Raw genomic sequence first — 26,400 nt, forward strand, 5'->3', positions numbered from 1 at the left:
CCCGCCGGCCGCGGCGGACCAGGGCCTCGGGGGTGAAGTCCTCCGGCTTCAGCGGCGCGTCGAACTGCGGCGGCGGCAGGCCGTTGTCCACGCCGCGGGCGACATAGCGGTCGGCGGTCAGGTCGAAGGCGAACTCCACCGTCGGGACCAGGGCCGGCACCTGCCAGTGCGGGACCGGATGCGCCTCGGCGTAGCGCAGAAGGTCGCCCTTGCCGTTGTAATGCTCCGACGCCAGAATCTGCCAGCTGTCCTCGTCCAGGTAATAGGTGCGGTCGGGCAGGGCATGCTGGAAGTTCGGCTTCAGCCGGGCATCCACCACCCAGACCCGGTGCATCTCGTAGCGCAGGAACTGCGGGTTGGGATGACCCGGCCACAGGATGTCCCGCGCCGTCAGGCTGGGGTTGGTCAGCCGGTGGGCGTTGTAGGGCATATACATCTCGCGCCGCGTCACCAGCGTGTAGTCGAAGCGGTCGAGCGCGCCGCTGAACATGTCCAGCATGTCGGCGGTACAGATGCCGCCTGTCACCGGGTCCGGCGTGTCATAGGAGAAGTCGGGCGCCGGCACCACCCGGCCGCGCTCGCCCTCCCGCGCCCAGGCACGGGTCCGGGCCGCGATGGGATCGAGCGTCGACTGGACCACCAGACTGCTGCCGGCCTGCTCCTTCGGGTCCAGGATGGTGCGGCGGTAGAGCAACGGCGGTGCCGCCGCATCGCTGGCGGCGTAGGGGGAGAGGAAGTCCTCGCGCAGCCGGGTCTGCGTGCGCGCCCCGTCGCCGGACTGGACCATGGTCAGGCTGGTGCGCGACACCCGCTCGCCGCGCCAGCGCAGCTTGTGGTTCCACATCGCCTGCAGCCCGTTGGCCGGGATGGGGAAGGGTACGCCGACCGCCGCATCGCGCAGAACCAGACCGTTCGCCCCCAACGCCGCCCGGTCGGCATTCGCCATCGACGCGTCATAGATGCGCTGCGGTGCGGCGGCGCTGCGGCGGCAGGGGAACAGCGCCAGCTCGAAGCTCTCCGGGTACTTTTCCAGCAGCGCCTGCTGCCCGGCGGTCAGCCGGACCTTGTAGCGCTCCACATCGGCGGCGCCGACGGTGAACCAGCGGACATCCTCGATATAGGGATCGGGAGAGGGGCGGCCGGGCACATAGCCGCGCGGCGCCTGGGTCAGCCCGCCGGTCCAGGGCGGGATCGCCCGCGTGCGGTTGCCGGCCCGCACCGCCCCGAAGGGCGTCAGCTCCTCGCCCAGCCGCGGGACCCCGACATCCGGCGGGGCGTTCTGGGCCGGTGCGGCCGGTGCATTCTGGGCCGACAGCGGGGACGCGGCGGTCGCCGCGGCGGCGCCCAGCAGAAGGCCCAGCGCCTCGCGCCGGCCGGGACGGTAGGCGGACGGATCGCCGTTCATGCCGGGCGCTCCGCGTCGGCCTGCTTCACCCCGGCCAGCTCCCGGCCGATGGCCTCGCCGGTGGCGGCGAAGATGGAGCGCAGCCGGTCGGCCGCCTCCGCAAGCTGCGGAAGCGGCGCACCCTCCGCGGCGGCCTGCTCCAGGACGCGGGCGGCGTCCGCCAGCGGCTTGGCGCCGGCATTGCGCGAGGAGCCCTTCAGATTGTGGGCGCAGGCCCGCATCCATTCGCGGTCGCCGTTGCCGAGCGCCGTGTCCAGATCGGCGACGATGCCGCGGCCGATGGTGACGAAATCGTCCAGCAGCTCCGCCAGAATCGCCGCATCGCCGCCGCACAGCGCGCGCAGGCTTCCCAGCTCGATCAGCGCATCGCCGGCAGCGGCCGGGATCGCGGCCGGGATGGCCGGCAGTGGTTCCGGCGGCGGGAGGGACGGCGGCATCCAGCGGGCGAGGGCGACGGCCAGTTGCGACAGCTCCAGCGGCTTGCTCAGCACGTCGTCCATGCCGGCGGCGCGGTAGCTTTCGATGTCGGCCGGCGCGGCGTTGGCGGTGATCGCGACGATCGGCAGGCGGGCGCCGGTGTCCGGCTCGGCGGTACGGATGCGGCGGGTCAGCTCGAAGCCGTCGATCTCCGGCATCTGGACGTCGGTCAGCAGCAGGGCGTAACGGCGCTCGCCCCGGCGCATGGCGTCCAGTGCTGCCAGGGCTTCCGCCCCGCCCGGCGCCATCTCCGCGGCATAGCCCAGGGCCTGCAGCTGCATCAGCAGGACCTTGCGGTTCACCGGATTGTCCTCCGCCACCAGGATCAGGCGCCCCTGGGCCATCGCCTCCTCTACGCTTGGCGGGCTGGTCGCGGCGGAGTCGGCAGATGGCGCGGCCTCCGCCTTGCGGCCGGCGGGGGGTGTCGCCGGGGCGGCGTGGTGAGGGGTGTGGTGGGCGGCGGCCGGGAGGGCCAGCCGCCCGGCGGCGACCGCCACGGCGCGCAGCAGGACCAGCCGGCGCAACGGGCGGCTCAACACCACGGTGCCGGGTTCGGCGCCCCGCGTGCCGGGCCGGGAGGTCGCGGAGACTTCCCCCCGGTTTCGTGGCAGAGCAGGACTACCGGCGGCCGGGGTTCGCCGCTGCGGCGGCCGAACTCGTCGGGCGCGCAGGCCGCGGCGGGAACATGCAGTGCCTCGTCGATGGTGACGACGCCGACCGCGCATCCCGCCTCCCGCGCGATACGGGCCTGGGTCGCCAGTTCGGGCGGGGAGGCGGCGGGCAGCACGCGGGCGCCGGCCTGCTCCAGATAGCGGGCGAGGAAGCCGCGCTCCATGTCGTCGGGCACGCCCAGCAGCACCGTCAGCCCGTCCAGCCCGATGGCGTCGCCGCCGTCCTCCGCCGGGGCCGGGTCGGCCGCGCGGGCCAGCGGCAGGCGCAGCCAGAAGGTGGAACCGGCGCCGGGCTCGCTCTCCACACCGATCTCGCCGCCCATCAGCGCGGCCAGCCGCCGGCTGATCGACAGCCCCAGCCCGGTGCCGCCGAAGCGCCGGGTGGTGGAGCTTTCCGCCTGGGTGAAGGGCTGGAACAGGCGCTGGCGGGTCGATTCGGCGATGCCGATCCCGGTGTCGCAGACGGCGATGCGCAGCACCGGCTCCGCATCGTCGTCGGCGGCGGCGGTGGGCTCCATCTCCGCGCGCAGGACGACGCGGCCGGCCTCGGTGAACTTGATGGCGTTGCCGGCGAGGTTGAACAGGATCTGGCGCAGCCGCACCGGGTCGCCCAGCAGGGCCGGCGGGATCGCCGGGTCCACATAGGTCAGCAGCGCCAGCCCCTTCGCCCCGGCGGCGGGCGCCAGCGTTTCCGCCACCCCTTCGACCAGCGCGGGGACCGACAGCGGCACCCGCTCCAGATCCATCTTCCCGGCTTCGATCTTGGAGAAATCCAGGATGTCGTCGATGATCCGCAGCAGCGCGCTGGCCGATTCGCGCATGGTGGCGACGGTGTCGCGCTGGTGTTCGTCCAGCTCCGTCCGTTCCAGCAGGCCGAGCATGCCCAGCACCCCGTTCATCGGCGTGCGGATCTCGTGGCTCATGGTGGCGAGGAAGGCCGACTTGGCCCTGGTCGCCTCCTCCGCCTGCTCGCGGCTTTCGCGCAGCTCGCGCGTGCGCTCGGCCACGCGGGTCTCGATGGACTGGATCTGGTCGAAGGCGCGCAGTGCCGCGATCACGGCGGTGAACAGGCTTTCCGCCGACAGGTCGGCCTTCGGCTTGTAGTCGTTGATGTCGTAATCGACGATCACGTCGCGCTGCGGCGCCTGCCCCGGCTGGCCGGTGCGCAGGATGATGCGGACGTCGCGGTTGCCCAGCTCGTCCCTGATCCAGCGGACCAGCTTCAGGCCGGAATCGTCCTCCTCCATCACCACGTCCAGCAGGATCACGGCGATGTCGCGGCGGAGTTCCAGCACCGCGCGGGCGTCCGCCGCGGTGAAGCAGCTGAGAAGCTCCAGCCGCCGCCGCTGGAAGGTGACGTCGGCCAGCAGCAGGCCGGTCATTGAATGCACGTCCGATTCGTCGTCCACCACCAGGATGGTCCAGGGCGGGGCCGCCGGGTCGTGCGCCGGCTCCCGCTCGACCGCCGCGACGCCGGAGCGATCCGCAAGACCCTCCGCCTCCTCGTCGGCGAACAGGATCTCGTCGTCGTCATAGGCGGCGCCGGTGTTCATGCGGGGTCGGTCTCCAGCGGGACGGGCGTCGGAAGGTGGGGAGGCTGCGGCTGAGGCTGCAACTGGGATTGCTGGGCGGCCTGCGGATTGGCGGCGGTCCGCGGGATGCGCAGGGTGAAGGTAGTTCCATCGCCGGGAACGCTGTCAACCGAGATCCGCCCGCCCAGCGACTGGGTGACGAGGTTGAAGACGATATGCAGCCCCAGCCCGCTGCCGCCCGACCCGCGCCGGGTGGTGAAGAAGGGCTCGAACACCTTGGGCAGGTTTTCCGCCGGGATGCCGACGCCGTCGTCGGCGAAGCGGATCTCCACCTCGTCGTCCGGCATCTCGTCCACGTCGATCACCATGTGCCCCTTGCCGTCGGCCGGGAAGGCGTGGGTCAGCGCGTTCATCACCAGATTGGTCACCACCTGGCTGAGCGCGCCGGGGAAGCTGTCCATCAGGATGCCGGGGGAACAGGCGATGGCGACGCGGTGGCGGCTCTTGCGCAGGGTGGGGCCGAGCGAGGTCACCACCTCCTCCAGATAGGCCAGCAGGTCGAAGCGGCGCCGCTCCTCGCTGGTCTGGTCGACGGCGACGCGCTTGAAGCTCTGGATCAGTTCAGCCGCGCGGGTCAGGTTCTGTTCGATCAGGCGGGAGGATTCGCCGGCGGTGGCGACATAGGCGGCAAGCTCCGACTTCTTCATCGTCCCGCGCTCGAACGCTTCGGCCAGGGCGCCGGTGCGGCCCGACAGGTGGGTGGCGCAGCCGAAGGCGATGCCGATGGGCGTGTTGATCTCGTGCGCCACGCCGGCGACCAGCAGGGCGAGCGAGGCCATCTTTTCCGCCTGGACGAGGTTGGCCTGGGTCTCCTTCAGGTCGGCATAGGCGCGCTCCAGCTCCTGCATCGCGTTGAAGATCTCCTCGGCCGACCGCGCCTCCACCGTCACGTCGGTCAGGGTACGGACGAACCCGCCCTCCGGCAGCGGGTTGGTGCGCACCTCCACGATGCGGCCGTCGGGGCGGCGGCGCTTGAAGGTGAAGGGCTGGTCGATGGTGCCGGCCGGTCCCTCTAATCCACCATCCGCGGCGCCGTCCGAACCGCAGATCCCGTAGCTCAGATACAGGTCCGGGTCGTCGCCCATCTCGCCGAACTCGCCCTGGCGGCGCTGCAGGGCGACCACGTCGGCGAAGCGGGGGTTGCCGGCCAGCATGTCCGGCGGGATGTTCAGCAGTTCCGCCGCGCGGCTGTTCGCCATCACCACCCGGCCGTCGCCGTCGACCTTGATGATGCCCTGGTCGGTGTTGTCCAGCGTGACCTGCAGCACGTTGCGCTCGTGCGCAAGGTCAAGTTCCGCCCGCACCCGTTCGGTGACGTCGGACATGGTGCCGGTCAGCCGCCGGGCGCGGCCGTCGGGGTCGCGCTGGGCGGTGGCGCGGTCCTCGATCCAGGCCCAGCGGCCGTCGCGCCGGCGCATGCGGTAGACCGTGGTGTAGGCCATGGCCCGGTCGCGCAGCCGCCGCCGCGACTCGGCCATCACCCGCTCCGCCTCGTCCGGATGCAGAAGCGAGGCCCAGGTCTCCGCCGTCATCGTCAGTTCGTTCGGCCCGTAGCCGAGCAGGGCGGGGAACTCCTTCGACCACCAATACTGCCCGGTCCGCAAATCGTAATCCCAGACGGAGGAGCGGGTGGCGGTGATGGCCAGCGCCAGCCGCTGCTCGCTCTTGCGCAGGGCGGCCTCCTCCTGCCCCAGCCGGGCGAGCATGGCGTTGTGGGCCTGGATCACCCGGCCAAGCTCGTCGGAGGCGCGCCAGTCCACCGGCTGCAGCCCGCCGCCGCGTTCCGATTCCAGAATGGAGGCGATTAGCCGCCGCAGCGGGCGACCCACCGTCAGGCGAAGTGCGGCCAGCGCCGCCGCAATGGTGCCGGCCAGCATCAGCAGAAGCAGGACCGCGGTGTTCACCACCTCCTGCCGCAGCTGTTCGCGCGCGACCTTGTGATTGTAGTGCAGGGTGATGGTGCCGACCTGGAGGTTCTGCACCCGGATCGGACGCCGCTCGATGTTGGCGTCGCCGCTCAGCGGACAGTTCGGTCCCGGCCAGGCGAACAGCCCGTCGGCCAGATCGTCCGTCACCTCGACGCAGACCAGCTCGCGGTTGGCACCGATGGCCTGGATGACGTTGCGGATGGCCTGGACATCGAAGGTCCACAGGTTGTTGGACAGCGCCGCCGCATTGATGTCGGCGATGGTCGCCACCTTGTCCCGCAGGGCCGTCTGCAAATCCTTGTAGCGGTCGTAGAAGAACAGGGCCGAGAACAGCGAGACGGCGACCACCAGGCTGGGCACCAGGATCAGCAGGAACTTTGCCGATACCGCCGGCACGCGCCGCCACGCCTCAGCGATCCTGGTCATGCATTGCCGTTCCGGAGGTTCGTTGGGGCGGCACGCAGCGCGCGTGCGCCCGTCAAGACGTTCTACCCCGTTGCGGGCGGCACGTCCATGGGCCCGTCCATGGAGGTGAAGCCTGGGCCCGCGGCCGTGGAAAAACTGTCGCGCTTGGGTGAATGGAGCCGCACGCATGGCATCGGCGCTTGAGACAAGGCCGGAGCTTGCACTACTGTGCATAGGCAGTTGTCTGGTGTTTCGCGCGCATTTGTATGAAGGGCGTCCGGATTGCACACGCATGTCCGGACGGCGACGGACGGGTGAGGGGAAGTATGGAATTCAAGACGATCAAGACCGATACGGCGCCCGAGATCCGGCTGTCCGGACGGATGGAGTTCACCGACCACGACCGTCTGGTCGAAATCGTGACCGAGTTGCAGGAATTGCGCGGCCACCGGGTGGTGCTCGACCTGTCGGGGCTTGAGTTCATCGACTCCGCCGGCCTCGGCATGCTGCTGATCCTGCAGGAGGAGGCGGAAAGCATGAACACCAAGCTGGTCGTCCGCGGGGCGGCCGGCGACGTCAAGCGGTCGATCGAGCTTGCCCGCCTGTCCGAGATCATCACCTTCGAACATTGATCCTCCGGCAGCCGGCCGCCAGCCGCCGGCTGCACCGGTCCATTTCACTGGGGAGATTGCCGCCATGGACGCCGCCCTTCCCGACAGCCCGGCCGAACCGGCGCTCCGCGCCTTCAGCGTGCTGCGCAACCGCGTGCCGGCGGACATGGCCGCGCGCTTCTTCTCCCGCTTCGACGGCACCGGGGTGGGGACCGACGGCCTGCCCGCCGCCGCGGAGGCCGCCTGTCCGGCGGTGGAAGCCCAGCTGCTGGAGCGGGCGGACCGCGACCGGCTGCGCGCCGCCTTCGACCGCAGCCCGTTCCTGACGGTCGAGCTGGGGGAGGGGACCGACGAATGCGCGGCCCTGCTGGATGACTGGTCGGGCGCGTCGGCGGCGGAGCATCCGCGCCTGCCCGGATTCTACCTGTCGCTGACCACCGGCAGCGCCTATGGCCTGCAATGCCCGGTCCTGGTCTGCGACGAGCTGGTGCGGCGCGGCGCGCTCGACCCGCAGCGCCGCTCCAACGTGGAGCTTTGCCTGCACGAGGCGGTGGCCAACGCCATCGTCCACGGCAACCTCGGCCTGTCGAGTTCGGTCAAGGGGGAGCCCGGCGGTTACCGCCGCTTCGGCGAGATGATGCGCGACCGGCTGGGCGACCCGGCCGTGGTGCGGCGGCGGCTGGACATCTTCTGCCGCTGGACCGATCACAGCATCGCCATCGCCGTGGTGGACCAGGGCGGCGGCTTCGACACCGAACTGGCGCCGGCGACCACCGGCAACAAGGCGCGGTCCGGCCGCGGTTTCGTCTTCATGCGCACGCTGGCCTCCCGCGTGACGGTGACCGACGGCGGGCGCTGCACCGTTCTGCAGTTCGACCGCTGACGGAGCCCGCATGCCCGTGCCTGCCCTGTCGCTGTCGGATTGCCGCGTCCTGATCGTCGACGACAATGAATTCAACCGCAAATCCCTCGCCCTGGTGATCCGCCGCGCCGGCATCACCGACATCGCCTTTGCCGAGAACGGTCGCGAAGGGCTGGCGGCGGTCGACCGGTTCCGTCCCGACCTCGTGCTGCTCGACGTCGACATGCCGGTGATGAACGGCTGGGAGATGTGCGAGGCCCTGCGCCGCAATGCGACGCACGAGGAGCTGCCGGTGCTGTTCCAGACCGCGCTGGACAGCGACGAGGAGCAGGTCCGCTGTTTCGAGGCCGGCGGCAGCGATTTCATCTCCAAGCCGATCAAGCCCGGCGAATGCGTCGCCCGCGTCCGCCACCAGCTGGAAAAGCGCAAGCTGTTCAACGACCTCGCCGCCTTCCGCGAGCGGGTCCAGCGCGAGCTGTCGCACGCCCGCGCCATGCAGACCTCGCTCCTGCCGGAAAAGCGGCGGCTGGCGGAGGTGGCCGACCGCTACGGCCTGACGCTGGACGCCCATTTCGAGACGTCGTCGGAACTGGGCGGCGATTTCTGGGGGCTCTATCCGCTGGGCGACCGGCGGCTTGGGCTTCTGATCGTCGATTTCGCCGGGCACGGCATCACCGCGGCGATCAACACCTTCCGCCTGCACACGCTGATCGACCGCTTTCCCATGCACCATGTGGCGCCGTCGCAATGGCTGGCGCAGCTGAACGCCGCGCTGAAGGACGTGCTGCCGACGGGGCAGTTCGCCACCGCCTTCTTCGGCATCCTCGACCTTGCCACCGACACGCTGACCTTCGCCGCGGCGGGGTCGCCCAACCCGGTGCTGGGCACGCCGGCGGCCGTGAAGGGCGACGGGCCGGACATCCGCCTGCTCGATTCGGCCGGGCTGGTGCTGGGCGCCTCGCGGCGGGCGCAGTATGTCGACCACAGCTTCCGCCTGCCGCGCGGCGGTTTCCTGTTCCTCTACAGCGACGCGCTGATCGAATGCGGCGGCGACGAACTCGGCCCGCTGGGGCAGGACGCGGTGCCCGACTTTGTCCGCGATGCGCTGGCCAGGGATCGCGTGCATCCGCTGGGCCCGATGATGGAGAGCTTCTACGCCCGCACCCGCCTGCCCCTGCGCGACGACCTGACCGCGGTGTGGGTGGCAAGGCGGGCGTAGAAGGAGCGGGCGTGGAAAGGCGTGGAGGTCAGGGCGCGAACTGCTCCTTCAGGATGCGTTCCTCGAAATTCAGTTCGGGGTCGAACAGCAAGGTCAGGCCGACCTCGCGGCATTCCTGAACCTGCACCTGCAGCACCTCGCGCACCTCGGTGAAGTCGGCGACGGCGCTGACCGGGCGCTTGGATTCCTCCAGCACGTCGAAGGTGATGCGGGCGGCATGGGGGAGCAGGGCGCCGCGCCAGCGCCGCGGACGGAAGGCGCTGATCGGGGTCAGGGCCAGCACCCCGGCATTCAGCGGCACGATGGGACCGTGGGCCGACAGGTTGTAGGCGGTGCTGCCGGCCGGCGTCGCCACCAGGGCGCCGTCGCAGATCAACTCCGGCAGCCGGACCACGCCGTCGATGGTGATGCGCAGCTTGGCCGCCTGCCGCGTCTCGCGCAGCAGCGACACCTCGTTGATGCCCAGCGCCTCCACCCGTTCGCCGTTGACCCGGGTGGCGATCATGCGCAGCGGGTGCAGGCGGACATGCTGCGAGGCGACGATGCGCTCCGCCAGGTCCTCCTCGCGGTAGGCGTTCAGCAGGAAGCCGACGGAACCGCGGTTCATACCGTAGACCGGAGTCGGCCGCTGGCGGTCGCGGGTCAGCGCCCGGTGCAGCGTTTCCAGCAGGAAGCCGTCGCCGCCCAGCGCCACGATCACGTCGGCCTCGTCCGGGACGGCATTGCCGTAGCGGTGCACCAGCCGGGTGCGCGCGGCGCGCGCCTCGTCCGTGTCGGCGCAGGCGAAGGCGATGCGCAGCGCGTCGGGCGCGGGCAGCAAGGGCGCCTGCGCGTCTGCGGACTGCAAAAGGGCGGGCTGCATGGCGGCGGGATCGGTCATGGTGCCGACCATAGCGCAGTCCGGCGTTCGCGCAAAAGTATCGCGCGGTGACGAAGCGATGCAAAAGAGCGCATCCGCCGGGAGGGCAACGAAAAGGGGGACCGCGGACGGTCCCCCTTTTTCACGATCCGGAACGGAGCGGTCGGGTTACTCGACCATCTCCGTCACCATTTCCTCGTCGTCGTCGCCGGAGGTGCGCTTCGGCCGGTTGCCCTCGGCATACTCGAAGGCCGGCTTGTCGTCCTGCACGGTGACCTTGACCAGACCGCCCTTGCTGAGCTTGCCGAACAGCAGCTCTTCCGCCAGCGGCTTCTTGATGTACTCCTGGATCACGCGGCCAAGCGGGCGGGCGCCATAGAGCGGGTCGTAGCCCTTCTTGCCCAGCCACTCGCGCGCCTCCTCGTTCAGCTCGATGGACACGCCGCGGTCTTCCAGCTGCGCTTCCATCTGCATGATGAACTTGTCGACGACGCGGTTGATGACCTCCTGTGTCAGCGGCGCGAAGGGGATGATCGCGTCCAGGCGGTTGCGGAACTCAGGCGTGAACATCTTCTCGACCGCTTCGATGTCCTCGCCGACCCGGCGGTCACGCTCGAAGCCGATGGCGGGCTTGGCCATGTCGGCGGCCCCGGCGTTCGAGGTCATGATCAGGATGACGTTGCGGAAGTCGACGATCTTGCCGTTGTGATCGGTCAGCTTGCCGTGGTCCATGATCTGCAACAGGATGTTGAACAGATCCGGATGGGCCTTCTCGATCTCGTCCAGCAGCAGGACGCAGTGCGGGTGCTGGTCGATGGCGTCGGTCAGCATGCCGCCCTGGTCGAAGCCGACATAGCCCGGCGGGGCGCCGATCAGGCGCGACACCGTGTGCCGCTCCATATATTCGGACATGTCGAAGCGGGTCAGCTCGATGCCCAGCGTCATGGCGAGCTGGCGGGCAACCTCGGTCTTGCCGACACCGGTCGGGCCGGTGAACAGGTAGTTGCCGATGGGCTTCTCCGGCTCGCGCAGGCCGGCACGGGCCAGCTTGATGGCGGAGACCAGCGCGTCGATCGCCTTGTTCTGGCCGAAGACCATGGTCTTCAGGTCGCGCTCCAGGTTCAGGAGCGTTTCCTTGTCGTCGCGGCTGACTGACTTCGGCGGGATGCGGGCGATCTTGGCGACCACCGCCTCCACGTCCTTCACGCCGATCTTCTTGCGGCGCTTGTTCTCCGGCAGCAGCATCTGCGCCGCACCGACCTCGTCGATGATGTCGATGGCTTTGTCGGGCAGCTTGCGGTCGCCGATGTACTTGGACGACAGCTCCACCGCGACGCGGATGGCGTCGTTGGTGTAGGTGACCTTGTGGTGCTTCTCGTAATAGGGCTTCAGGCCCTGCAGGATCTTGATCGCATCCTCGACCGACGGTTCGTTGACGTCGATCTTCTGGAAGCGGCGGACCAGCGCCCGGTCCTTCTCGAAGTAGCTGCGGTATTCCTTGTAGGTGGTCGAACCGATGCAGCGCAGCGAACCCGACGCCAGCGCCGGCTTCAGCAGGTTCGAGGCATCCATCGCACCGCCCGAGGTGGCGCCGGCGCCGATCACCGTGTGGATCTCGTCGATGAAGAGGATGGCCCCCTCCGTCGCCTCGAGTTCGGACACGACGGCCTTCAGCCGCTCCTCGAAATCGCCGCGGTAGCGCGTGCCGGCCAGCAGCGAGCCCATGTCGAGCGCGAAGATGGTGGCGTTGCGCAGCACCTCCGGCACTTCCTGCTGGACGATGCGGCGGGCCAGGCCCTCGGCGATGGCGGTCTTGCCGACACCGGGGTCGCCGACGTAGAGCGGGTTGTTCTTCGACCGCCGGCACAGGATCTGGATGGTCCGTTCGACCTCCTGCTCCCGGCCGATCAGCGGATCGATCTTCCCGCCGGACGCCTTCTTGTTCAGGTTGACACAGTAAGCCTCGAGCGCTTCGCTGCCTTTTTTCACGACCTTCTCCGCCGCCGCCTCGTCGTCAGCGCCCGAGACACGCTTTGTTTCCGAGCGGCCCGGAGCCTTCGCGATTCCGTGAGAGATGTAGTTGACCGCGTCGAACCGGGTCATCTCCTGCTCCTGCAGGAAATAGACCGCGTGGCTCTCGCGTTCAGAGAACAAGGCGACGAGCACATTTGCTCCCGTCACCTCCTCACGTCCCGACGACTGGACGTGGATGGCCGCACGCTGCAGAACCCGTTGGAAACCAGCCGTCGGCTTGGCGTCATCGGGCCTGTTCGTGATAAGGTTCGCAAGTTCATTGTCGAGGTAATCCGACAGTTCCGCGCGCAGTCGGTCGAGGTCGATCCCGCAAGCGCGCAAGACGGCGGTAGCATCGGAGTCTTCGGTCAACGCGAGAAGCAGATGTTCGAGCGTCGCGTATTCATGCCTGCGCTCGTTCGCGTGGGCCAGGGCTCGGTGCAGCGTCTGTTCCAGGTTACGCGACAGCATGTGTGGGTCTAATCCTTTTCTAACGTGCATTGCAGCGGATGCTGGTGCTGGCGCGCAAAGTCCATCACCTGCGTGACTTTCGTCTCCGCCACCTCGTAGGTGAACACGCCGCACAACCCCACACCCCGCCGGTGCACATGCAGCATGATCTGTGTCGCTTCCTCGCGCGATTTGCTGAAGAAGCGTTCGAGAACGAGAACGACGAACTCCATGGGAGTGTAGTCGTCGTTCAGCATCAACACCTTGTACATCGACGGCTTCTTGGTCTTCGGCTTGGCCTTGACGACCACGCCGCTGTTAGTGCCGTCGTTGCCCTGCTTGTCAGAGTCGGCCATGGTCCCAGTCGAATTTCATCGCGATGCACTGTCAATGTGAATGATATGGGCATTTCGGTCGCGGTGGGAAGGGGCCGTTTTCAGTCACCCTCCATTTGGCAGACCCTCCTTTGGACCGCCGGCCCTCCCGCTACCCCGTAATAGGAGACATCGCTTTCGGACGGTCCGCAATCGGCGGAAAACCCTAGCCCCTTCCGCGGCATCGCGCGCAGGGGCTTGCGGATGGGGGAGGGCGAACGCAAAACGGCCCGGCACCCCATTTGTTTGGGATGCCGGGCCGCCGCGATGCGTGCCATCAGCTGGGAATGGTCGGCGGGCCGGTCAAGGCCCGTCCGGTTCCGCCGGTCAGGCAGCCTTCTTCGACAGAACCTCGACCGTGGCGTTGACGCGGGCGCTCAGCGGGGCCAGCGCCTCGTTGGCGATCTTGACGGTCAGCTCCTGCATCTTGGTGCTTTCCGCGACCAGCGCGTCGATGCTGGCCTTGGCATAGGCGTTCTGCAGCTCGACCAGTTCCTGGATCGTCTTAACCGCCAGCAGGGCCTTGGCGTTCGACACGCTCTTCTCCAGCGAGGACTGGGTGAAGGCGGCGACCTGCTTGCCGGCCTCTTCGGCGCCCTTGGCGACGACGGTGCCGGACTTCACGAAGGCGTCGACGTTCTGCTTGGTCAGCACGGTCAGCTCGTCATAGCCCTTCAGCACCTGGGCGGAGGCCTTTTCGATCTGCTCCTGCTGGGCCTTCACGAGGCCTTCCAGGTTCTGCTTGGCGGTGGCGATGGCGTCTTCGACGGACTTGGTGACGGCGGCGATCTGGTCGGACATGGCTATGCTCCTCGCGCTCTCTCAGGGGTCAACCGCGCGGTCCCGCCAGTGCGGCGACCGGGTGCGGACTGGGTTGAAACCCTCGGACCCCGTCAGGGCGGGCGCCCGAGATATGCTGCACTGCAACATAAGCTGAATGTAAGGAAAGCCGGGCGTGGAGTCAACGGCGCATTGTGCGCTGCACAAAAATGCCGGCGTGGCCGGCCATCGCCATCATCCTCTGACGCGAACGGCCCGGCAACCGCGTGGAGGTTGCCGGGCCGTTCGCGAAGCCGGGGGCCATGGCTGAACCCCGGCGGTCGGATGCCGTGCGGTCGGGACCGATCAGGCGGCGATCGGCTTGGAGAAGGTCTCCACCGTCGCGGTGACGCGGGCGTTCAGCGGGGCCAGCGCCTCGTTGGTGACCTTGGTGGTCAGCTCCTGCAGGCGGCTGGTCTCGGCCAGCATCGCGTCGAAGCTCGACTTCAGGAAGTCGTTCTGCAGCTCCACGACTTCCTGGATGGTCTTGGCGGTCAGCAGGGCCTTGCCGGTGGTGATCGACTTGTCCAGCGCCGACTGGCCGTAGGCGACGACCTCGCGGCCCAGATCCTCGGCGCCCTTGGCGGCGATGGTGCTGCTGGCGATCAGCGCCTCGACGTTCGCCTTGCCGGTGGCCTGCAGATCCTCGTAGCTCTTCAGCAGTTGGGCGGCAGTCTTCTCGAACTGCTGCTTGGCGGCGGTCGCGGTCTGCTCGAACTGCTTGACCGTCTGCTCCTGGCCGGCCTTCACCAGACCCTCATACTGCTCCTTGGCCTGGGCGGCGACGGTTTCGAGCGACTTCGGCGTGAACTGGTTCATGACGCGCGTTCCTTCCTGGCTGATGCCGACGTTTGGAAGATGGGCCCGGCCCGCCGCGGAGCGGGGCACGATGCCTGCCGGCAGCGGTTTGCGTTGCGTTTATACGTTGTGCATCCGGTCCAGCCGGCCCCCGGAGCCGCGAGACGGCCCCAGGAATGCTGCACTGCAATATGAGGATTTTATGGGCTAAGCAGAGGGCGGTGTCAACTGTCCGTTCGGCAAGTGTCCTGCCTGACCTTTTGCGCCGCACCATACTCCGATCGCGTGAAACTCCGATGAACACGGCGTCTCGGACGTTGCCGACGGACGCGGCGGTCGCGGAAACGACGGCAACTCCTTAACGAAGGATTTACCGGCGGTGGGACAAGTGTAGCGTGGCCGCGGGCGGGATTCGCCCTGGCCAATGGTCAGGTGCGGCGCTTGGACGCGGCGCTCCGGGCCGTCCGCTCCTCGGGCCGCATCTTCGGGACCTTTTCGATCATGACCTATTGCCTTGGAATCAAGACACGCGACGGCCTGATCGGTCTGTCGGACGGCCGCATCACCAGCGGTTCGCAGCTTTCGTCGGCCCGCAAGGTGACGATGATGGGCAGCGGCGGCGACCGCTTCTTCATCATGAATTCCGGCCTGCGCAGCGTGCGCGACAAGACGCTGGCCTATCTGCGCCGCGACATGCAGAAGCGCCGGGGCGAGGCTTACCCGACCATGCTGGACGCGGTCTCGGCCTTCACCGCCTGCCTGCGGCAAGTCGCCGCGGAGGATAAGGAGTCGCTGGAGGCGTCGAAGCTGCACTTCAACCTGCACGCCATCATCGGCGGCCAGCTGGCCGAGGACCGGGAGCCCTACATGTTCCTGGTCTATCCGGAAGGCAACTGGATCGAGGTGGACGAGCGCACGCCCTACCTGTCGATCGGCGCCACCGCCTACGGCAAGCCGATCCTGGACCGGGCGCTGACCTACGGCACCGACATGCAGACGGCGCTGAAGCTTGCCTACCTGTCCTTCGACAGCACCCGCTTTTCCAGCAACGACGTCGGCTTCCCCATCGACATGGTGTCCTACCATGCGGACTCGCGCAGCTGGCGCCAGTCCAACTACGACTATGACGATCTCAGCGAACAGCGCCAGTGGTGGAACCGCAACCTGACGGAACTGGCCCGCCGCATGCCCGACGGCCCGTGGGTCGAGACGCTGGTGCCCGACAGCCTGCGCCCGCGCCAGACGGCCGAAGAAGCCGTCTGACCTCCGCTCAGTCCCCCGGAAGGGCGCCCAGCAGCAGCGCCCCGAAGGGGGCGGTCGGGCCGACGAGGCCATGACGGCCGACCTGGACCTCGAAGAACACGCCGCCGTCCGCCAGCTGGCCGGAGGAGGGCAGGGTGCGCGGGGCCTCGTCGGGGGCGGCAGCCCGGGGAAGGCCACGCCGGTCGGGTCGATGCCGCGCATCAGGTCGGGAAAGCCGGCGTCGGTGAAGCGGCTGGACGGGTAGGGGAAGGCGGTGAAGAACCACTGCCCGGCGCGGCAGCCGTTGATGAGCCAATAGAAGCCGTTGGACGGCAGCCGCAGCCCGTGCGGCGGCGGGTCGAACGCCCCGTCCTCGCGCAGGCGGCCGATGAAGCTGTCATACTGCGCCGCGGTCAGCTGCAGCGACGCCTTGCGGCCGCGGGCGGCGGAGAAGGGGTCGGCCGGCGTGATGCGGGCGAGGTCGGTCGCCTCGATCACATGGGCCTCCACCGCGGCGCCGCCGCGCTCCGGGTCGCCGACGACGTCGTAGGTCCGCACATGCCGGTTGTAGTCGGCATTGAAGACCAGGCGGAAGCGGTCGGTCCCGTCCTTGCCGCAGCGCGACCGCAGGTCGTCGCCGTTGAGATAGCTGAACCAGGTCAGCTTGCGCGCTACCGGATTGTCGGTCGGCCCGGCGGAGGTGCAGCCGGCGAGCGCCAGCAGGGACGCCGTCACGGATGCCGCCATCAGGGCGGTGCGTGCGCGGCGGGGCAGGCCGCGTCGGCGGCCGGGGGAAAAGGCGTCGGTCGAAACGGTTGTTCCCGGTACGCTTGTGTCCGGGACGCTTCTTTGATGACCACGGCTCATTGTCGCTTGCCTCGCGTCGGCGGCCCCTGGTAGGTGGAGGGCGCAGGTCGCGGCGGCAAGCCCGATCGCCGGGCCCCGGCCGATCGGAGGGCGCCGGTAATCCGTCTGCCCCCGCGCCGTAACCCCTCTGCTTGCGTGCCGTCCTCCGCGGTCTTCCCCGTCCTCCCCCGTCACCCAGGGCACGCCATTTTGGTCACAGACACTGCCAAAAGCCAAAGCAAGAAATTAACGAATTCCTGCTAGACACTGATTTCGCACGAATTTACCATTGAACCAAGCACCAAAATCTAGCGGTTGGCGGGGCCATCATGAGTGTAACGCGCAACACCGTTCGTAACGGATTGTTTCCGTTCGCCTTTCGCGGAACGGATACGGCCGTCGGGCGGAGTTCGGCGGGTGTGGGACGCCATTTCCTCGCGGCGGCCGCGCTGCTGGGCATGGTGGCCGTCGGGTCTGGCCTCACCGCCGCCGAAGCGCTGGCGGCCAAGGCTGCGGCCATCGTGGTCGATGCCCGGACCGGGCAGGTGCTGATCGACCAGGATGCCGACGCCATCGTCCATCCGGCATCGCTGACCAAGATGATGACGCTGTACCTCACCTTCGACGCGCTGGAGGACGGGCGCCTGTCCCTCGACCAGCAGTTGCCGGTCTCCTCCTTCGCGGAGAGCATGTCGCCGACCAAGCTCGGCCTGCGCGCCGGCCAGACGCTGAAGGTGGAAACCGCGATCCTCGGCCTCGTCACCAAGTCGGCCAACGACGCCTCCGTCGTGCTGGCGGAAGCGCTGGGCGGCACCGAATCCCGCTTTGCCGAGATGATGACGCGCAAGGCGCGCGAGCTGGGCATGCGGCGCACCGTCTACCGCAACGCGTCCGGCCTGCCGAACATGGAGCAGGTGACGACCGCCCGCGACTATTCCCTGCTGTCCCGCGCCCTGATGCGCGACCACGCCAAGTACTATCCCTATTTCAGCCGCCGCAACTTCGTGTATGGCGGCCGCACCCTGGCCAACCACAACCACCTGATGTCCCGCTACGAGGGGATGGACGGCATCAAGACCGGCTACACCGTCGCGTCGGGCTTCAACCTCGCCGCCTCGGCGGTGCGGGACGGGCGCCGGCTGGTCGGCGTGGTGATGGGCGGCAAGTCCGCCGGGTCGCGCGACAACAAGATGGCGGCGCTGCTCGACCAGGCCTTCGGCCGGCCCAGCCATGGCCGCGACGACGGGCCGGTGATGGCCAGCCTCGACACCTCGCGCTCCGATGCCCGCGCCGTCGACGGCGAGGGGGATGACGACGACGAACCGGTGGCGAAGGCCAAGCCGGTGCGCGCCGCCGTGCAGATGGCCGCGGTTCCCGCCGCTCCGGCGCGGGAGAGCAAGGCCGCCCGCGAGGCCGGCTCCCACTGGGGCGTCCAGGTCGGCGCCTTCTCCAGCCGTGCCGCCGGCAACAAGGCGGTCAGTCAGGCGGTCAAGCAGGCCCCCTTCATCCTGCGCGCGGCCAAGGCCAGCGTGGTGGAGGCGAAGGCCGGCAAGGACACCGTCTATCGCGCCCGCCTGACCGGTCTCGACGAAAAGGATGCGCGCAAGGCCTGCGCCGTCCTGACGAAGCACGGCCACCATTGCGTCGCGGTGTCGCCCGGCGACCGCGGCTAGAGTGTGATCGGTTCAAGCGGAGTCGCTTGAAGCTTAAATCACACGGAAAACCATAAGCTTAGAGTCTGTCTGGTGCTTCAATAAGCACCAGACAGACTCTGATACGCCTCGGCGGGCGGGGGGATCACCCCGCGCCGCGGCGGCGTAGCGTTCCAGGAACTCCAGCGCCGGCGCCAGGGTGCCGGCCAGTTCGCCCGTTCGCCGCGACAGGTCGGCGGCGGGACCGTCCTCCAACTCCGCCTCCAGCGCACGGGCGGCGCGGCGCAGGGCGAGGCAGCCATATTGCCCCGACACGCCGGCGATCTTGTGCGCCATCGCCCCGGCCAATGTCCGATCCCCGTTCCGCAACGCCTCGGCGAGCGCCTGATCGTGCTGGCGCAGCACCGCGGCCGTCTTGCCGATCAGTTCGGCTGCACGGGCGGGCGGCAGCATCTCCCGCATCGTCGCGATGGCGCTCTCGTCGAACTCCGGCTCGGCCACCAGCGGCGCTGCAGGCGGGAGCCGGCCAGCGCGGCGGACAGGGCGTCCATCTGCAGCGGTTTCGCCAGGATGCCGTCGGCGCCGCAGCCGGCGCAGCGGTCGCGCCCGTCCGCGGTGACACTGGCCGTCAGCATCAGGATGCGCGGGGTGGCGCCGGACGGGCGGCTGCGGATGGCACGCACGGCCTCGTCGCCCGGCAGGCCGGGCAGGCCCAGATCCATCAGGATCAGGTCGAAAGCGATCTGCGCGGCGGCCGCGACGGCGGCGGGACCGTCCTCCACCGCCACCACCCGATGGCCGGCGCGCTCCAGCAGGGCGCGGGCGGCAAGGCGGGTGACCGTCTCGTCTTCCGCCAGCAGGATGTGCAAGGGTGGCATGCCGGTCCGCTCTTCCGGGTTGATGAGAGGGCCGCAGTCTAGCCGGTTCGCACGCAGCGCGCACCCACACCATCAGACAGTTTCGGATGGACGGTCGCGTACTATCATCGAGCATAAATCCTGACACATCAGGCTTTATGCTCGCCCTCAATCGGCGGGCGCGGCCGTCCGGCCGCTTGCCTTCGCAGGCATGGGCCTGCGGGGCCGCAGTCGCGGCCCTTACCGTCGAGCGTAAGTCAGAACTTACGCTCGACGGTATCACACGGTGGGGGAAGCCTGGGTGAACATCGGATCCTCGATCCGGTGCAGGCGTCCGGCGCCTGTCATCGCCGCGCGCAGAAGCAGGGTCTTGCGGCGGGCGGCGGCCAGCTTGGCGACCGGCGCCTCGCGCAGAACCTCGGCGCCATAGGCGTCGGCGACCATCAGCCCGCAATCGTCGGGGATCAGCTCGGTCGGGAACCCGTCATCGACGGCAAAATAGAAGGCGTCGCACCATTCGCGATAGTCCTGCCATTTCTGGTCGGACCGGAAGTCGGGGACGCCGCTCTTCACCTCGACGATCAGGATGCAGCCGGACTCGTCGATGGCCAGCACGTCGGCCCGACGGCCGCTGGCCAGCCGGAACTCGGTCAGGGTGGCGTAGCCGCGCATCGCCAGCGCCCGCCGCACGCCGCGGAAGATCGGCACCGCCCCGCCTGTGGACGGAGCGAGGTCGCTGTCGGAAGCCGGAACGGCAAGATCGTCGCTCATTGGCGCTGTGCCACCACCAGGAAATGGGAACGGTTCGGGAACGGTGCGGACACAATGCCGCGTCGGCCCCGCGGCGCCAAGGGGCAAAAAGGGTATGGCCGGATCCGACTTGGCCGGATCCGACTTGGCCGGGTCCTGCTGGTCCGCCCCCTACTGGCCGGGAATGACGACCGGGGGCAGGGGCGCCGGCCGGCAGCGGTCGCGCGGCAGGCTGCGGTCGGCGGGGAACACCAGCACGGCGGCGGTGCCGACCCCCGGCTCGCTGGTCAGCTCCAGCCGGCCGCCATGCATTTCCACCAGCCGCTTGACGATCGGCAATCCCAACCCGGTCCCGCGGGAGTTGCGGGCGATGGTGGAATCCTGCGGCTCGAAGGGGTGGAGGATGCGGGGAAGCTCGGCGGTCGGGATGCCGACGCCGGTGTCGGCCACCATCAGCCCGATCCCGCCGTCCGGCATCAGCTGTGCCGTCAGCACCACCTCGCCGCCCGGCCGGGTGTGGGTGACGGCGTTGGACAGCAGGTTGGTCAGCATCTGCGTCAGCGCCTGGGCATCGCCCTGCAGAAGCGGAAGGTCGGCCGGCACGTCGCGGCGCAGCCGCACCTCGCCCTCGGCCGCGACCTCCTGCAGCGCCGCGGCGACCCGGAGCGACAGGGCGTCCAGATCCACCCCCTCCTCGGCCATCGGCATGTTGCCGTCCAGGCGCGACAGTTCCAGGATATCGTCGATCAGGGCCAGCAGATGGGTGCCGGCATCGCGGATGTCGCCGGCATAGCTGCGGTAGCGCGGGCTGCCCAGCGGCCCGAACGGCTCCGACAGCAGCATCTCGGAAAAGCCCAGAACGGCGTTGAGCGGGGTCCGCAGCTCGTGGCTCATCTGCGCCAGGAAGGCGCTCTTGGCACGGCTGGCGCCTTCCGCCTCGCTGCGGGCGGCGCGCGCCTCCGCCTCGCGGATGCGCAGCCGTTCCTCGTTCAGCTTCAGCGTGGTGACGTCGGTGTAATGGACCAGCACGCCGCCGGGCACCGCATGTTCGCGGCTGAGCAGCCAGCGCCCGTCGGGCAGCGGCACGACCACCGGCGGTTCCAGCCGGCGATGCCGCTCCAGCCGCGCCTCCAGCCAGGCGGTTCGCTCCTCCTCGGTGGTCATGCGGGGATCGGACAGGGCGAAGCCTCGAGCCAGCTCCTCGAAGGGCACGCCGGGCACCAGCCGGTCGGCCAGCGCAGGCAGGTCGTTCTTCAGCCGGCTGTTGGCGTGGACGAGCCGGTCGTCATGGTCGAACAGGGCGAAGCTCTCGGCACTGTGCTCCAGCGCCGCGGTCAGGCTTTCGGCCAGCGCCTCGGCCACCGACGGGGTTTCGGGACCCAGATCGGTCAGGACCGCACTGAGACCGCCGGGCGCCGGGGCGGCGGCCACCCGCCAGCGCACGGGAATGCCGTCGCGCCGCGCCGTCACCGTGCGCTCCACCGGTTCATGCAGGGCATCGGCCAGCACGGCGAACAGTCCGGGACAGGCGGCGTCGGTCGCACCGCCGCGCAGCCGGCGCCCGGCCAGCGGAGCGCTGCCCAGCAGGCGTTCCGCCGCCGGATTGGCCGAACGCCATTCCAGGTCAGTCAGCGCACCCGTGCAATCACGGTGCGGCTTGAGAAGGGCGGTTGCGACCGGAAGCTGCATCGTTGCAGACAGGAAGACCATGTCGGGCAGGACTTCCCCAGCCGCCGCCCGGCTGCTTTCCCCATCGTCACAAGTCGGCACGTCGCAATCCATCGGCCCATCATTGCGGACCATTCCTAAAAAACGCTGAAGGCCAAGCCCGGTTCAGGCGCGAATATTTGTCGAATTGTGACAGCGATCCCCAACCATGAACGAATTCTATGGGATTTACCAAAAAAGCAATAAAAGTCATGATTGTGAAGAATTATGTAATTTTCGCGCGCACTCTGCCCAATGGCGGGCTTTGCAGCGGGCGATGGCTTCCATACTCTGGTAACTCCACAGTCGGATCGGTGTCCGGGCGCAAGGTTGGGATGCAGGTATGACCATGAACGGCAGCCATGACGATGTCGCCGGCCCGGCGCCGCCGATCCTGGTGTTCGGCGCAGACGGGTGCCTTGCCGACTGGACCCCGGCCGCCGAAGCTCTGGCGGGTCTGGGCGGGTTGCTGGCGGTCGGGGTGCGGGCCGCCGGGCTGGAACTGCATGCCGGGCCGGGGCGCATGGTCGTTCCGCTCGCCGGCGGGGGTGCGGTGTGGCGCTTCGCCGACCTCCCGTCTCCCGCCTCGCCGTCCGGGCCTGCGGACACTCCGGTCCCGGCCCCCGCCGCGCCGCCGATGCGCGACCCTGCCGGGCGCCTGTTCGCGGCGGCCAGCCATGACCTGCGCCAGCCGCTGGCGGCCCTGTCCCTGCTGATCGGCACGCTGGACGGCCGCTTGAAGGAGGGGCGCAGCGGCGGGGCGGAGCGGTCGGGGCGCGACCTGCTGCATTCGATGGCGCAGGCGGTGGAATCCATGCGCAGCATGGTCGACGGCCATTTCGACCTCGTCCGCCTGGAAAGCGGTCTGGTCGAGCCGGACATCCGCACCCATGCCGTCAACGGGGTCCTGATGCGGCTGGCGCTGGACGTGGCGCCGCGCTTCGCCGACCGCGGGCTGCGCTTCAGCGTGATGCCCTGTTCGGCGATGGTGCGGACGGACTCCGCCCTGCTGGAGCGGCTGCTGCACGGGCTGGTCGCCAACGCCCTGCGCGCCACGGTGCATGGCCGGGTGCTGGTCGGCTGCCGCAGCCGCGGCGACCGGCTGCGGATCGAGGTGTGGGACAGCGGCCGCGGCCTGTCCGCGCAACGGCTGGAGGCCCTGCGGGCGGAACTGGCCCGTCCGGCCGGGGAGGGCGCCGGCACGCTGGGGCTCGACCTGACTCTGGTCCGCGGTCTGGCGCGCAGGCTGGGCCTCGGGCTGGAGCTGTATTCGGCCGAAGGGCGGGGTACCGTCTTCGCGGTGATCGTCCCGCGTTCCGTCGAGGCGGTCGAGACCGCCGGCAGGGAGGAGCCGCCTGCCGCGCCGTCGCCGGACAGCGGTGCCGCCGACATCAGCCGGACCCGCATCCTGGTGATCGAGGACGATCCGATGGTGCTGGCGGCGCTGGAGGCGCTGCTGGGCCAATGGGGCTGCAGCGTGGTCGGGGCGGAATCCTACGACGCCGCCGTCGAACGGATCGGCCCGGCCCCGGACCGCTTCGACCTCATCATCTCCGACCTGCGGCTGAAGGGGGCGGCGAACGGCATCGTCGCCATCCGGCAGATCGCCAAGCTGTTCGACCGCCCGGTGCCGGGCATGATCCTGACCGGCGACACCGATCCCAAGCGGCTGCGCGAGGCCCGCCTGTCCGGCTATCCGCTGCTCCACAAGCCGGTGGCGCCGCTCGCCTTGCGTGCGGCGGTCATCCGCCTGCTCGGCCATGATCCGCTCTGATACTATCGACGGCTGGCGGATTGTGGATTCTGCAAAGAGGACGGACGGTAAAGGGTCGGAAGTGTCGAAATTTGCTGCGTCGCAATGACACCACTGAAACAAAGTCCGAGCGAATACGGCAAAATGCGACAGGATGCCTCAGCGATCCCTTTGGAATTCGACTTTTGATCCTCCGATCGTCAGACCCTTATCCCTCTTTCGTTTGATGTGGATCTTTCACATACCCATTTATGTCTTTCCCTCGCTATGATCGTGTGTGGTCGGGACGGAGGGCTATCGGATGAGCCGGCGATATCGGGGGGACGAGCGGGCGGGTACGGCGGTTCCGGCCATCGTCTTCGTTGGACTGTTCCTGTCCCTCTGCGCCTTTCTCCTGATCCGTGCCGCGACCGGCGATGCCGAGCATGCCCTGGCCGACCGGCAGGCCATCCAGCTCCACGATGAACTGAAGACCCGTTTCGAGCATCAGAGCGTCCTTCTGCGCGCGCTCAGCGGTCCGCTCGCCGGGCCGGAACCGGTCACCGAGGCCAGCTTCTCCTCGGCGGCAGACCCCCTGCTGCCGCTTTATCCCAATCTCCGCGCCGTCGTCTGGGCGCGCCGGATGGCCGAACGCGACGTGCCGCTGCTGGAGCGGGCGATGCGGCTGGCCGGCCACACCTCCTTCACCGTCAGGAACGCCCAGAATCCGGACCTGGAACCCGGCGCCGACAGGTTCGTGAATGTGCTTGCCGAACCCGAATCAGCGGCCGGCCTGATCGGTCTGGACATGGCCAGCCTGCCCGGCCAGCGCGAGGTGCTGGTGCGTTCCTGCGCCGCCAACCGGGTCGTCGCGGCGGACGGCGAGCCGCTGCTGGCGGAGTTCGGCCCGGATGCCGCGCTGATCTACCTGCCGATCTATTCGCGCGAGGTCGATTCCGGGGATGAGCAGTTCGCCGCCCGCACGGTCTGCGATGTCCTGACCGGCTTCCTGTGGAGCAGCTTCGACGTCGGCCAGTTGCTGCGCGATGCGGTCCTGCGGGTGGGGCTGACCGTCGGCGACGCCTATCTGCTGGACCCGAGCTTCGGGTCGTTGCGGATGCTCGCCTCCGAAGGGGCGCTCAGCCGTCCCGGCGAGCTTCCCCATCCTCCTGCCCGGCCGCTGACGGTCGAGGAGCTGACCGGGGAAGCGGCGCCGCGGTCCATCGTCCGCGACATCGCCTATGGCGGGCGGGTTTGGCGGCTGTATGTGGTGCCGGGCCCCGTTCGGCTGTTCAGCGCCGACGACCGGCTGGCCTGGACCATGCTGATCGGCGGGCTTCTGCTGACCGCCGGCGCCGCCGCCTATGTGCTGCGGGAGGCGCGGGCGAAGCGCCTGCTGCGGACCGAGGCGCGCGCCCGCGCCGCCATGGCCCGCGCGTTGCGCGAAAGCGAGGAGCGGTTCCGGATGGCCCTGCGCCATTCCAAAGTTTCGCTGTTCACCCAGGACCGTGATCTCCGGCACCTGTGGATCTATTGCCCGCAGCCCGATTTCCGGCCGGAGCGCATGATCGGCCGCACCGACGCCGAACTGTTCCCGCAGGACGCCGACCGGCTCGTCCCCATCAAGCGGTCGGTGATCGACAGCGGGACCGGCGCGCGCTGCGAGGTGGAGATGACCTACAACGGCGTCCGCCGTGCGCTGGACCTGTCGGTGGAGCCGATGCGCGACGAGACCGGGGCGGTCTGCGGCATCATCTGTGCCGCCGTCGACATGACGGAGTCCGTGGAGACCCGCGAGGCCCTGGCCCACGCCCATGCCGAGGCTGAGCGCGCCAACCGGGCCAAGAGCCGCTTCCTGGCCGCCGCCAGCCACGACCTGCGCCAGCCCTTCCAGGCGATGAGCCTGTTCCACCATATCCTGCTGAGCAAGCTGGACGATCCCCAGCAGGTGGAGGTGGCGAACAAGCTGGGCGAGGCGCTGACCGCCGGCAATATGCTGCTGTCCACCCTGCTCGACACTTCCGCGCTCGAGGTGGGCAACGTCAAGCCGCGGGTCGTCGAATTCGACGTGCAGGACATCCTCGCCCGGCTTGCGGTCGAGATCGGCGATCAGGCGGCCGACCGCGGGCTGGAACTGCGGATGGTGCCCAGTTCCGCCCGCGTGCGCAGCGACCCCATCCTGCTGGAGCGGATGGTGCGCAACCTGCTGGTCAACGCCCTGCGCTACACCACCGAGGGGCGGATCCTGCTGGGCTGCCGCCGCCGCTGCGGCGGCGAGGACGGCGAGGGCGGCGACCGCCTGTCGATCGAGGTGTGGGACACCGGCCCAGGCATCGCCGAAGCGGAGATGACGGCGATCTTCGAGGATTTCTACCGCTGCGGCACCGACCAGCGCGACAGCGGGCGCGGCCTGGGTCTCGGTCTGTCGATCGTCCGCCGCATGGCCCAGATGCTGGACCATCCCGTCACCGTGCGGTCGCGGGTGGGGCACGGCACCGTCTTCGCCGTCAGCGTCCCCCGCGTCACCCAGCATTGCACCTGCGCCGCCGCCGCCGACTGAGCGGACCCGTGGCCCGGCCCCTGCCGGGTGCTCCCGTCATGCCGCAACGCGCAATGGTGGCAGTCTTGCCCGCCGGTCCGCTTTTCCCGTCCGCGGACGCGCAAGTTTCGGTTATGCTGCGTCTGCTCACTGCTCCGAAACGAACCCAGTAACCCAGCTGCAACAATAGCTTGGTAACTTTATTGATGTAGGTCATTGGGCTCCCTGGCCATGGGGGCTATTTCTTTCGCACAAGCACACTCCTTGGAAAATCCTTGGAGAGCGAAGGTTCCGCTTCGGCGGGACCCAACAAGACGGGTCTCGGCCCGCCGCCGTCGGCCTGCCCCAGCGGGCGCCGCGGCACGGGAACCGGGATCGGGAGGATACGGCCTGCCGCGGCGACGGGTGCCCCATTCCAAGGGGCATCCGTCCCGGTCTCCGGCATACGGGTTCGCCTGCGGACGGGCTTCCGTCCATCCGGCGGCCCGTTGGTCGGGCCCGCGATCCTTTTGAGGAGCTTTGAGATGGACACCGCCACCGCCGCCCTCTCCGCCATTCCGGCGGGTCGCAGCGGCATCGTTCCGACAGGCAA

General features: G+C 69.0%; 20 protein-coding genes and 1 pseudogene. 8 read left to right on the top strand and 13 right to left on the bottom strand.

All coding sequences use genetic code 11. The annotated features are described in order from the left end of the window. Positions 1-31 precede the first annotated feature (31 nt). The 4 genes and pseudogenes from AB8P05_RS12425 to AB8P05_RS12440 all read right to left on the bottom strand — a co-directional run. Positions 32-1,405, bottom strand: a pseudogene (locus tag AB8P05_RS12425) (DUF1329 domain-containing protein); the annotation flags it as partial. Continuing rightward, a complete protein-coding gene (locus tag AB8P05_RS12430) occupies positions 1,402-2,424 on the bottom strand; it encodes a response regulator (protein WP_472758145.1) in 1,023 nt (340 codons plus the stop codon). The gene AB8P05_RS12430 and the pseudogene AB8P05_RS12425, both read right to left, overlap by 4 nt. Continuing rightward, positions 2,415-4,106, bottom strand: coding sequence for a response regulator (locus tag AB8P05_RS12435; RefSeq protein ID WP_472758146.1), 1,692 nt, complete (start codon positions 4,104-4,106; stop codon positions 2,415-2,417). The genes AB8P05_RS12430 and AB8P05_RS12435 overlap by 10 nt, the downstream gene beginning before the upstream one ends. Beyond that, positions 4,103-6,499: an ATP-binding protein gene (locus AB8P05_RS12440; protein ID WP_472758147.1), complete on the bottom strand. Its 2,397-nt coding sequence runs from the start codon at positions 6,497-6,499 to the stop codon at positions 4,103-4,105. The genes AB8P05_RS12435 and AB8P05_RS12440 overlap by 4 nt, the downstream gene beginning before the upstream one ends. 305 nt (positions 6,500-6,804) lie before the next feature. Here AB8P05_RS12440 and AB8P05_RS12445 point away from each other — a divergent pair, with 305 nt between their 5' ends. From AB8P05_RS12445 to AB8P05_RS12455, 3 genes are all read left to right on the top strand, one after another. After that, on the top strand, positions 6,805-7,110 hold the full coding sequence (locus AB8P05_RS12445; protein ID WP_455171076.1) for an STAS domain-containing protein: 306 nt from the start codon (positions 6,805-6,807) through the stop codon (positions 7,108-7,110). Between the two features lie 64 nt (positions 7,111-7,174). Then, complete coding sequence (locus tag AB8P05_RS12450) at positions 7,175-7,972, top strand: ATP-binding protein (RefSeq protein ID WP_472758148.1); 798 nt, start codon at positions 7,175-7,177, stop codon at positions 7,970-7,972. 10 nt (positions 7,973-7,982) lie between these two features. After that, positions 7,983-9,170: a PP2C family protein-serine/threonine phosphatase gene (locus tag AB8P05_RS12455; protein WP_472758149.1), complete on the top strand. Its 1,188-nt coding sequence runs from the start codon at positions 7,983-7,985 to the stop codon at positions 9,168-9,170. Between the two features lie 28 nt (positions 9,171-9,198). Here the strand turns inward: AB8P05_RS12455 and AB8P05_RS12460 are convergent, their stop codons facing one another. The 5 genes from AB8P05_RS12460 to AB8P05_RS12480 form a co-directional block, all read right to left on the bottom strand. Then, positions 9,199-10,062 carry an NAD kinase gene (locus tag AB8P05_RS12460; RefSeq protein WP_472758150.1) on the bottom strand — a complete coding sequence of 288 codons (864 nt, stop codon included), beginning with the start codon at positions 10,060-10,062 and terminating at the stop codon, positions 9,199-9,201. A gap of 135 nt (positions 10,063-10,197) precedes the next feature. Continuing rightward, on the bottom strand, positions 10,198-12,513 hold the full coding sequence (gene clpA / locus AB8P05_RS12465; protein ID WP_455171080.1) for an ATP-dependent Clp protease ATP-binding subunit ClpA: 2,316 nt from the start codon (positions 12,511-12,513) through the stop codon (positions 10,198-10,200). An 8-nt stretch (positions 12,514-12,521) separates the two neighbouring features. Continuing rightward, positions 12,522-12,848, bottom strand: coding sequence for an ATP-dependent Clp protease adapter ClpS (clpS, locus tag AB8P05_RS12470; protein WP_063633957.1), 327 nt, complete (start codon positions 12,846-12,848; stop codon positions 12,522-12,524). Positions 12,849-13,193: 345 nt separating this feature from the next. Continuing rightward, positions 13,194-13,667, bottom strand: a complete 474-nt coding sequence (locus tag AB8P05_RS12475) for a phasin family protein (protein WP_455171081.1) — start codon at positions 13,665-13,667, stop codon at positions 13,194-13,196. Between the two features lie 324 nt (positions 13,668-13,991). Next, entirely contained in the window at positions 13,992-14,504 is a 513-nt protein-coding gene (locus tag AB8P05_RS12480; RefSeq protein WP_472758151.1) for a phasin family protein, read from the bottom strand. Positions 14,505-14,984: 480 nt separating this feature from the next. On the opposite strand from AB8P05_RS12480, the gene AB8P05_RS12485 reads away from it, so the two are divergent. The 3 genes from AB8P05_RS12485 to AB8P05_RS12495 all read left to right on the top strand — a co-directional run bounded on the left by AB8P05_RS12485 (position 14,985) and on the right by AB8P05_RS12495 (position 18,244). Further along, on the top strand, positions 14,985-15,746 hold the full coding sequence (locus tag AB8P05_RS12485) for a proteasome-type protease (protein ID WP_472758152.1): 762 nt from the start codon (positions 14,985-14,987) through the stop codon (positions 15,744-15,746). Between the two features lie 367 nt (positions 15,747-16,113). Further along, the gene (locus AB8P05_RS12490; RefSeq protein WP_472758153.1) at positions 16,114-16,275 is read left to right on the top strand and encodes a hypothetical protein; all 162 of its coding nucleotides are present in this window, start codon (positions 16,114-16,116) and stop codon (positions 16,273-16,275) included. Positions 16,276-16,990: 715 nt separating this feature from the next. Beyond that, positions 16,991-18,244: a serine hydrolase gene (locus tag AB8P05_RS12495; protein ID WP_472758154.1), complete on the top strand. Its 1,254-nt coding sequence runs from the start codon at positions 16,991-16,993 to the stop codon at positions 18,242-18,244. 33 nt (positions 18,245-18,277) lie between these two features. On the opposite strand, the gene AB8P05_RS12500 is transcribed toward AB8P05_RS12495, so the two are convergent. The 4 genes from AB8P05_RS12500 to AB8P05_RS12515 all read right to left on the bottom strand — a co-directional run bounded on the left by AB8P05_RS12500 (position 18,278) and on the right by AB8P05_RS12515 (position 21,540). Next, entirely contained in the window at positions 18,278-18,676 is a 399-nt protein-coding gene (locus AB8P05_RS12500; protein ID WP_472758155.1) for a hypothetical protein, read from the bottom strand. Beyond that, positions 18,646-19,101, bottom strand: coding sequence for a response regulator (locus AB8P05_RS12505; RefSeq protein WP_472758156.1), 456 nt, complete (start codon positions 19,099-19,101; stop codon positions 18,646-18,648). Before AB8P05_RS12505 ends, AB8P05_RS12500 begins: the two co-directional genes overlap by 31 nt. A 258-nt stretch (positions 19,102-19,359) precedes the next feature. Then, on the bottom strand, positions 19,360-19,851 hold the full coding sequence (locus tag AB8P05_RS12510) for an MmcB family DNA repair protein (RefSeq protein ID WP_455171087.1): 492 nt from the start codon (positions 19,849-19,851) through the stop codon (positions 19,360-19,362). Between the two features lie 150 nt (positions 19,852-20,001). After that, a complete protein-coding gene (locus AB8P05_RS12515; protein ID WP_472758157.1) occupies positions 20,002-21,540 on the bottom strand; it encodes a PAS domain-containing sensor histidine kinase in 1,539 nt (512 codons plus the stop codon). A 340-nt stretch (positions 21,541-21,880) separates the two neighbouring features. Between AB8P05_RS12515 and AB8P05_RS12520 the strand changes: the two genes are divergently transcribed. Together AB8P05_RS12520 and AB8P05_RS12525 are read left to right on the top strand one after the other, a co-directional pair. Next, the gene (locus tag AB8P05_RS12520; RefSeq protein WP_472758158.1) at positions 21,881-23,311 is read left to right on the top strand and encodes an ATP-binding response regulator; all 1,431 of its coding nucleotides are present in this window, start codon (positions 21,881-21,883) and stop codon (positions 23,309-23,311) included. A gap of 280 nt (positions 23,312-23,591) precedes the next feature. Beyond that, positions 23,592-25,829 (top strand): sensor histidine kinase, encoded by a 2,238-nt coding sequence (locus AB8P05_RS12525; protein WP_472758159.1) that lies wholly within the window; start codon positions 23,592-23,594, stop codon positions 25,827-25,829. The last annotated feature ends 571 nt before the right edge of the window (positions 25,830-26,400 follow it).

Source organism: Azospirillum sp. VT-I1 (assembly GCF_055698305.1).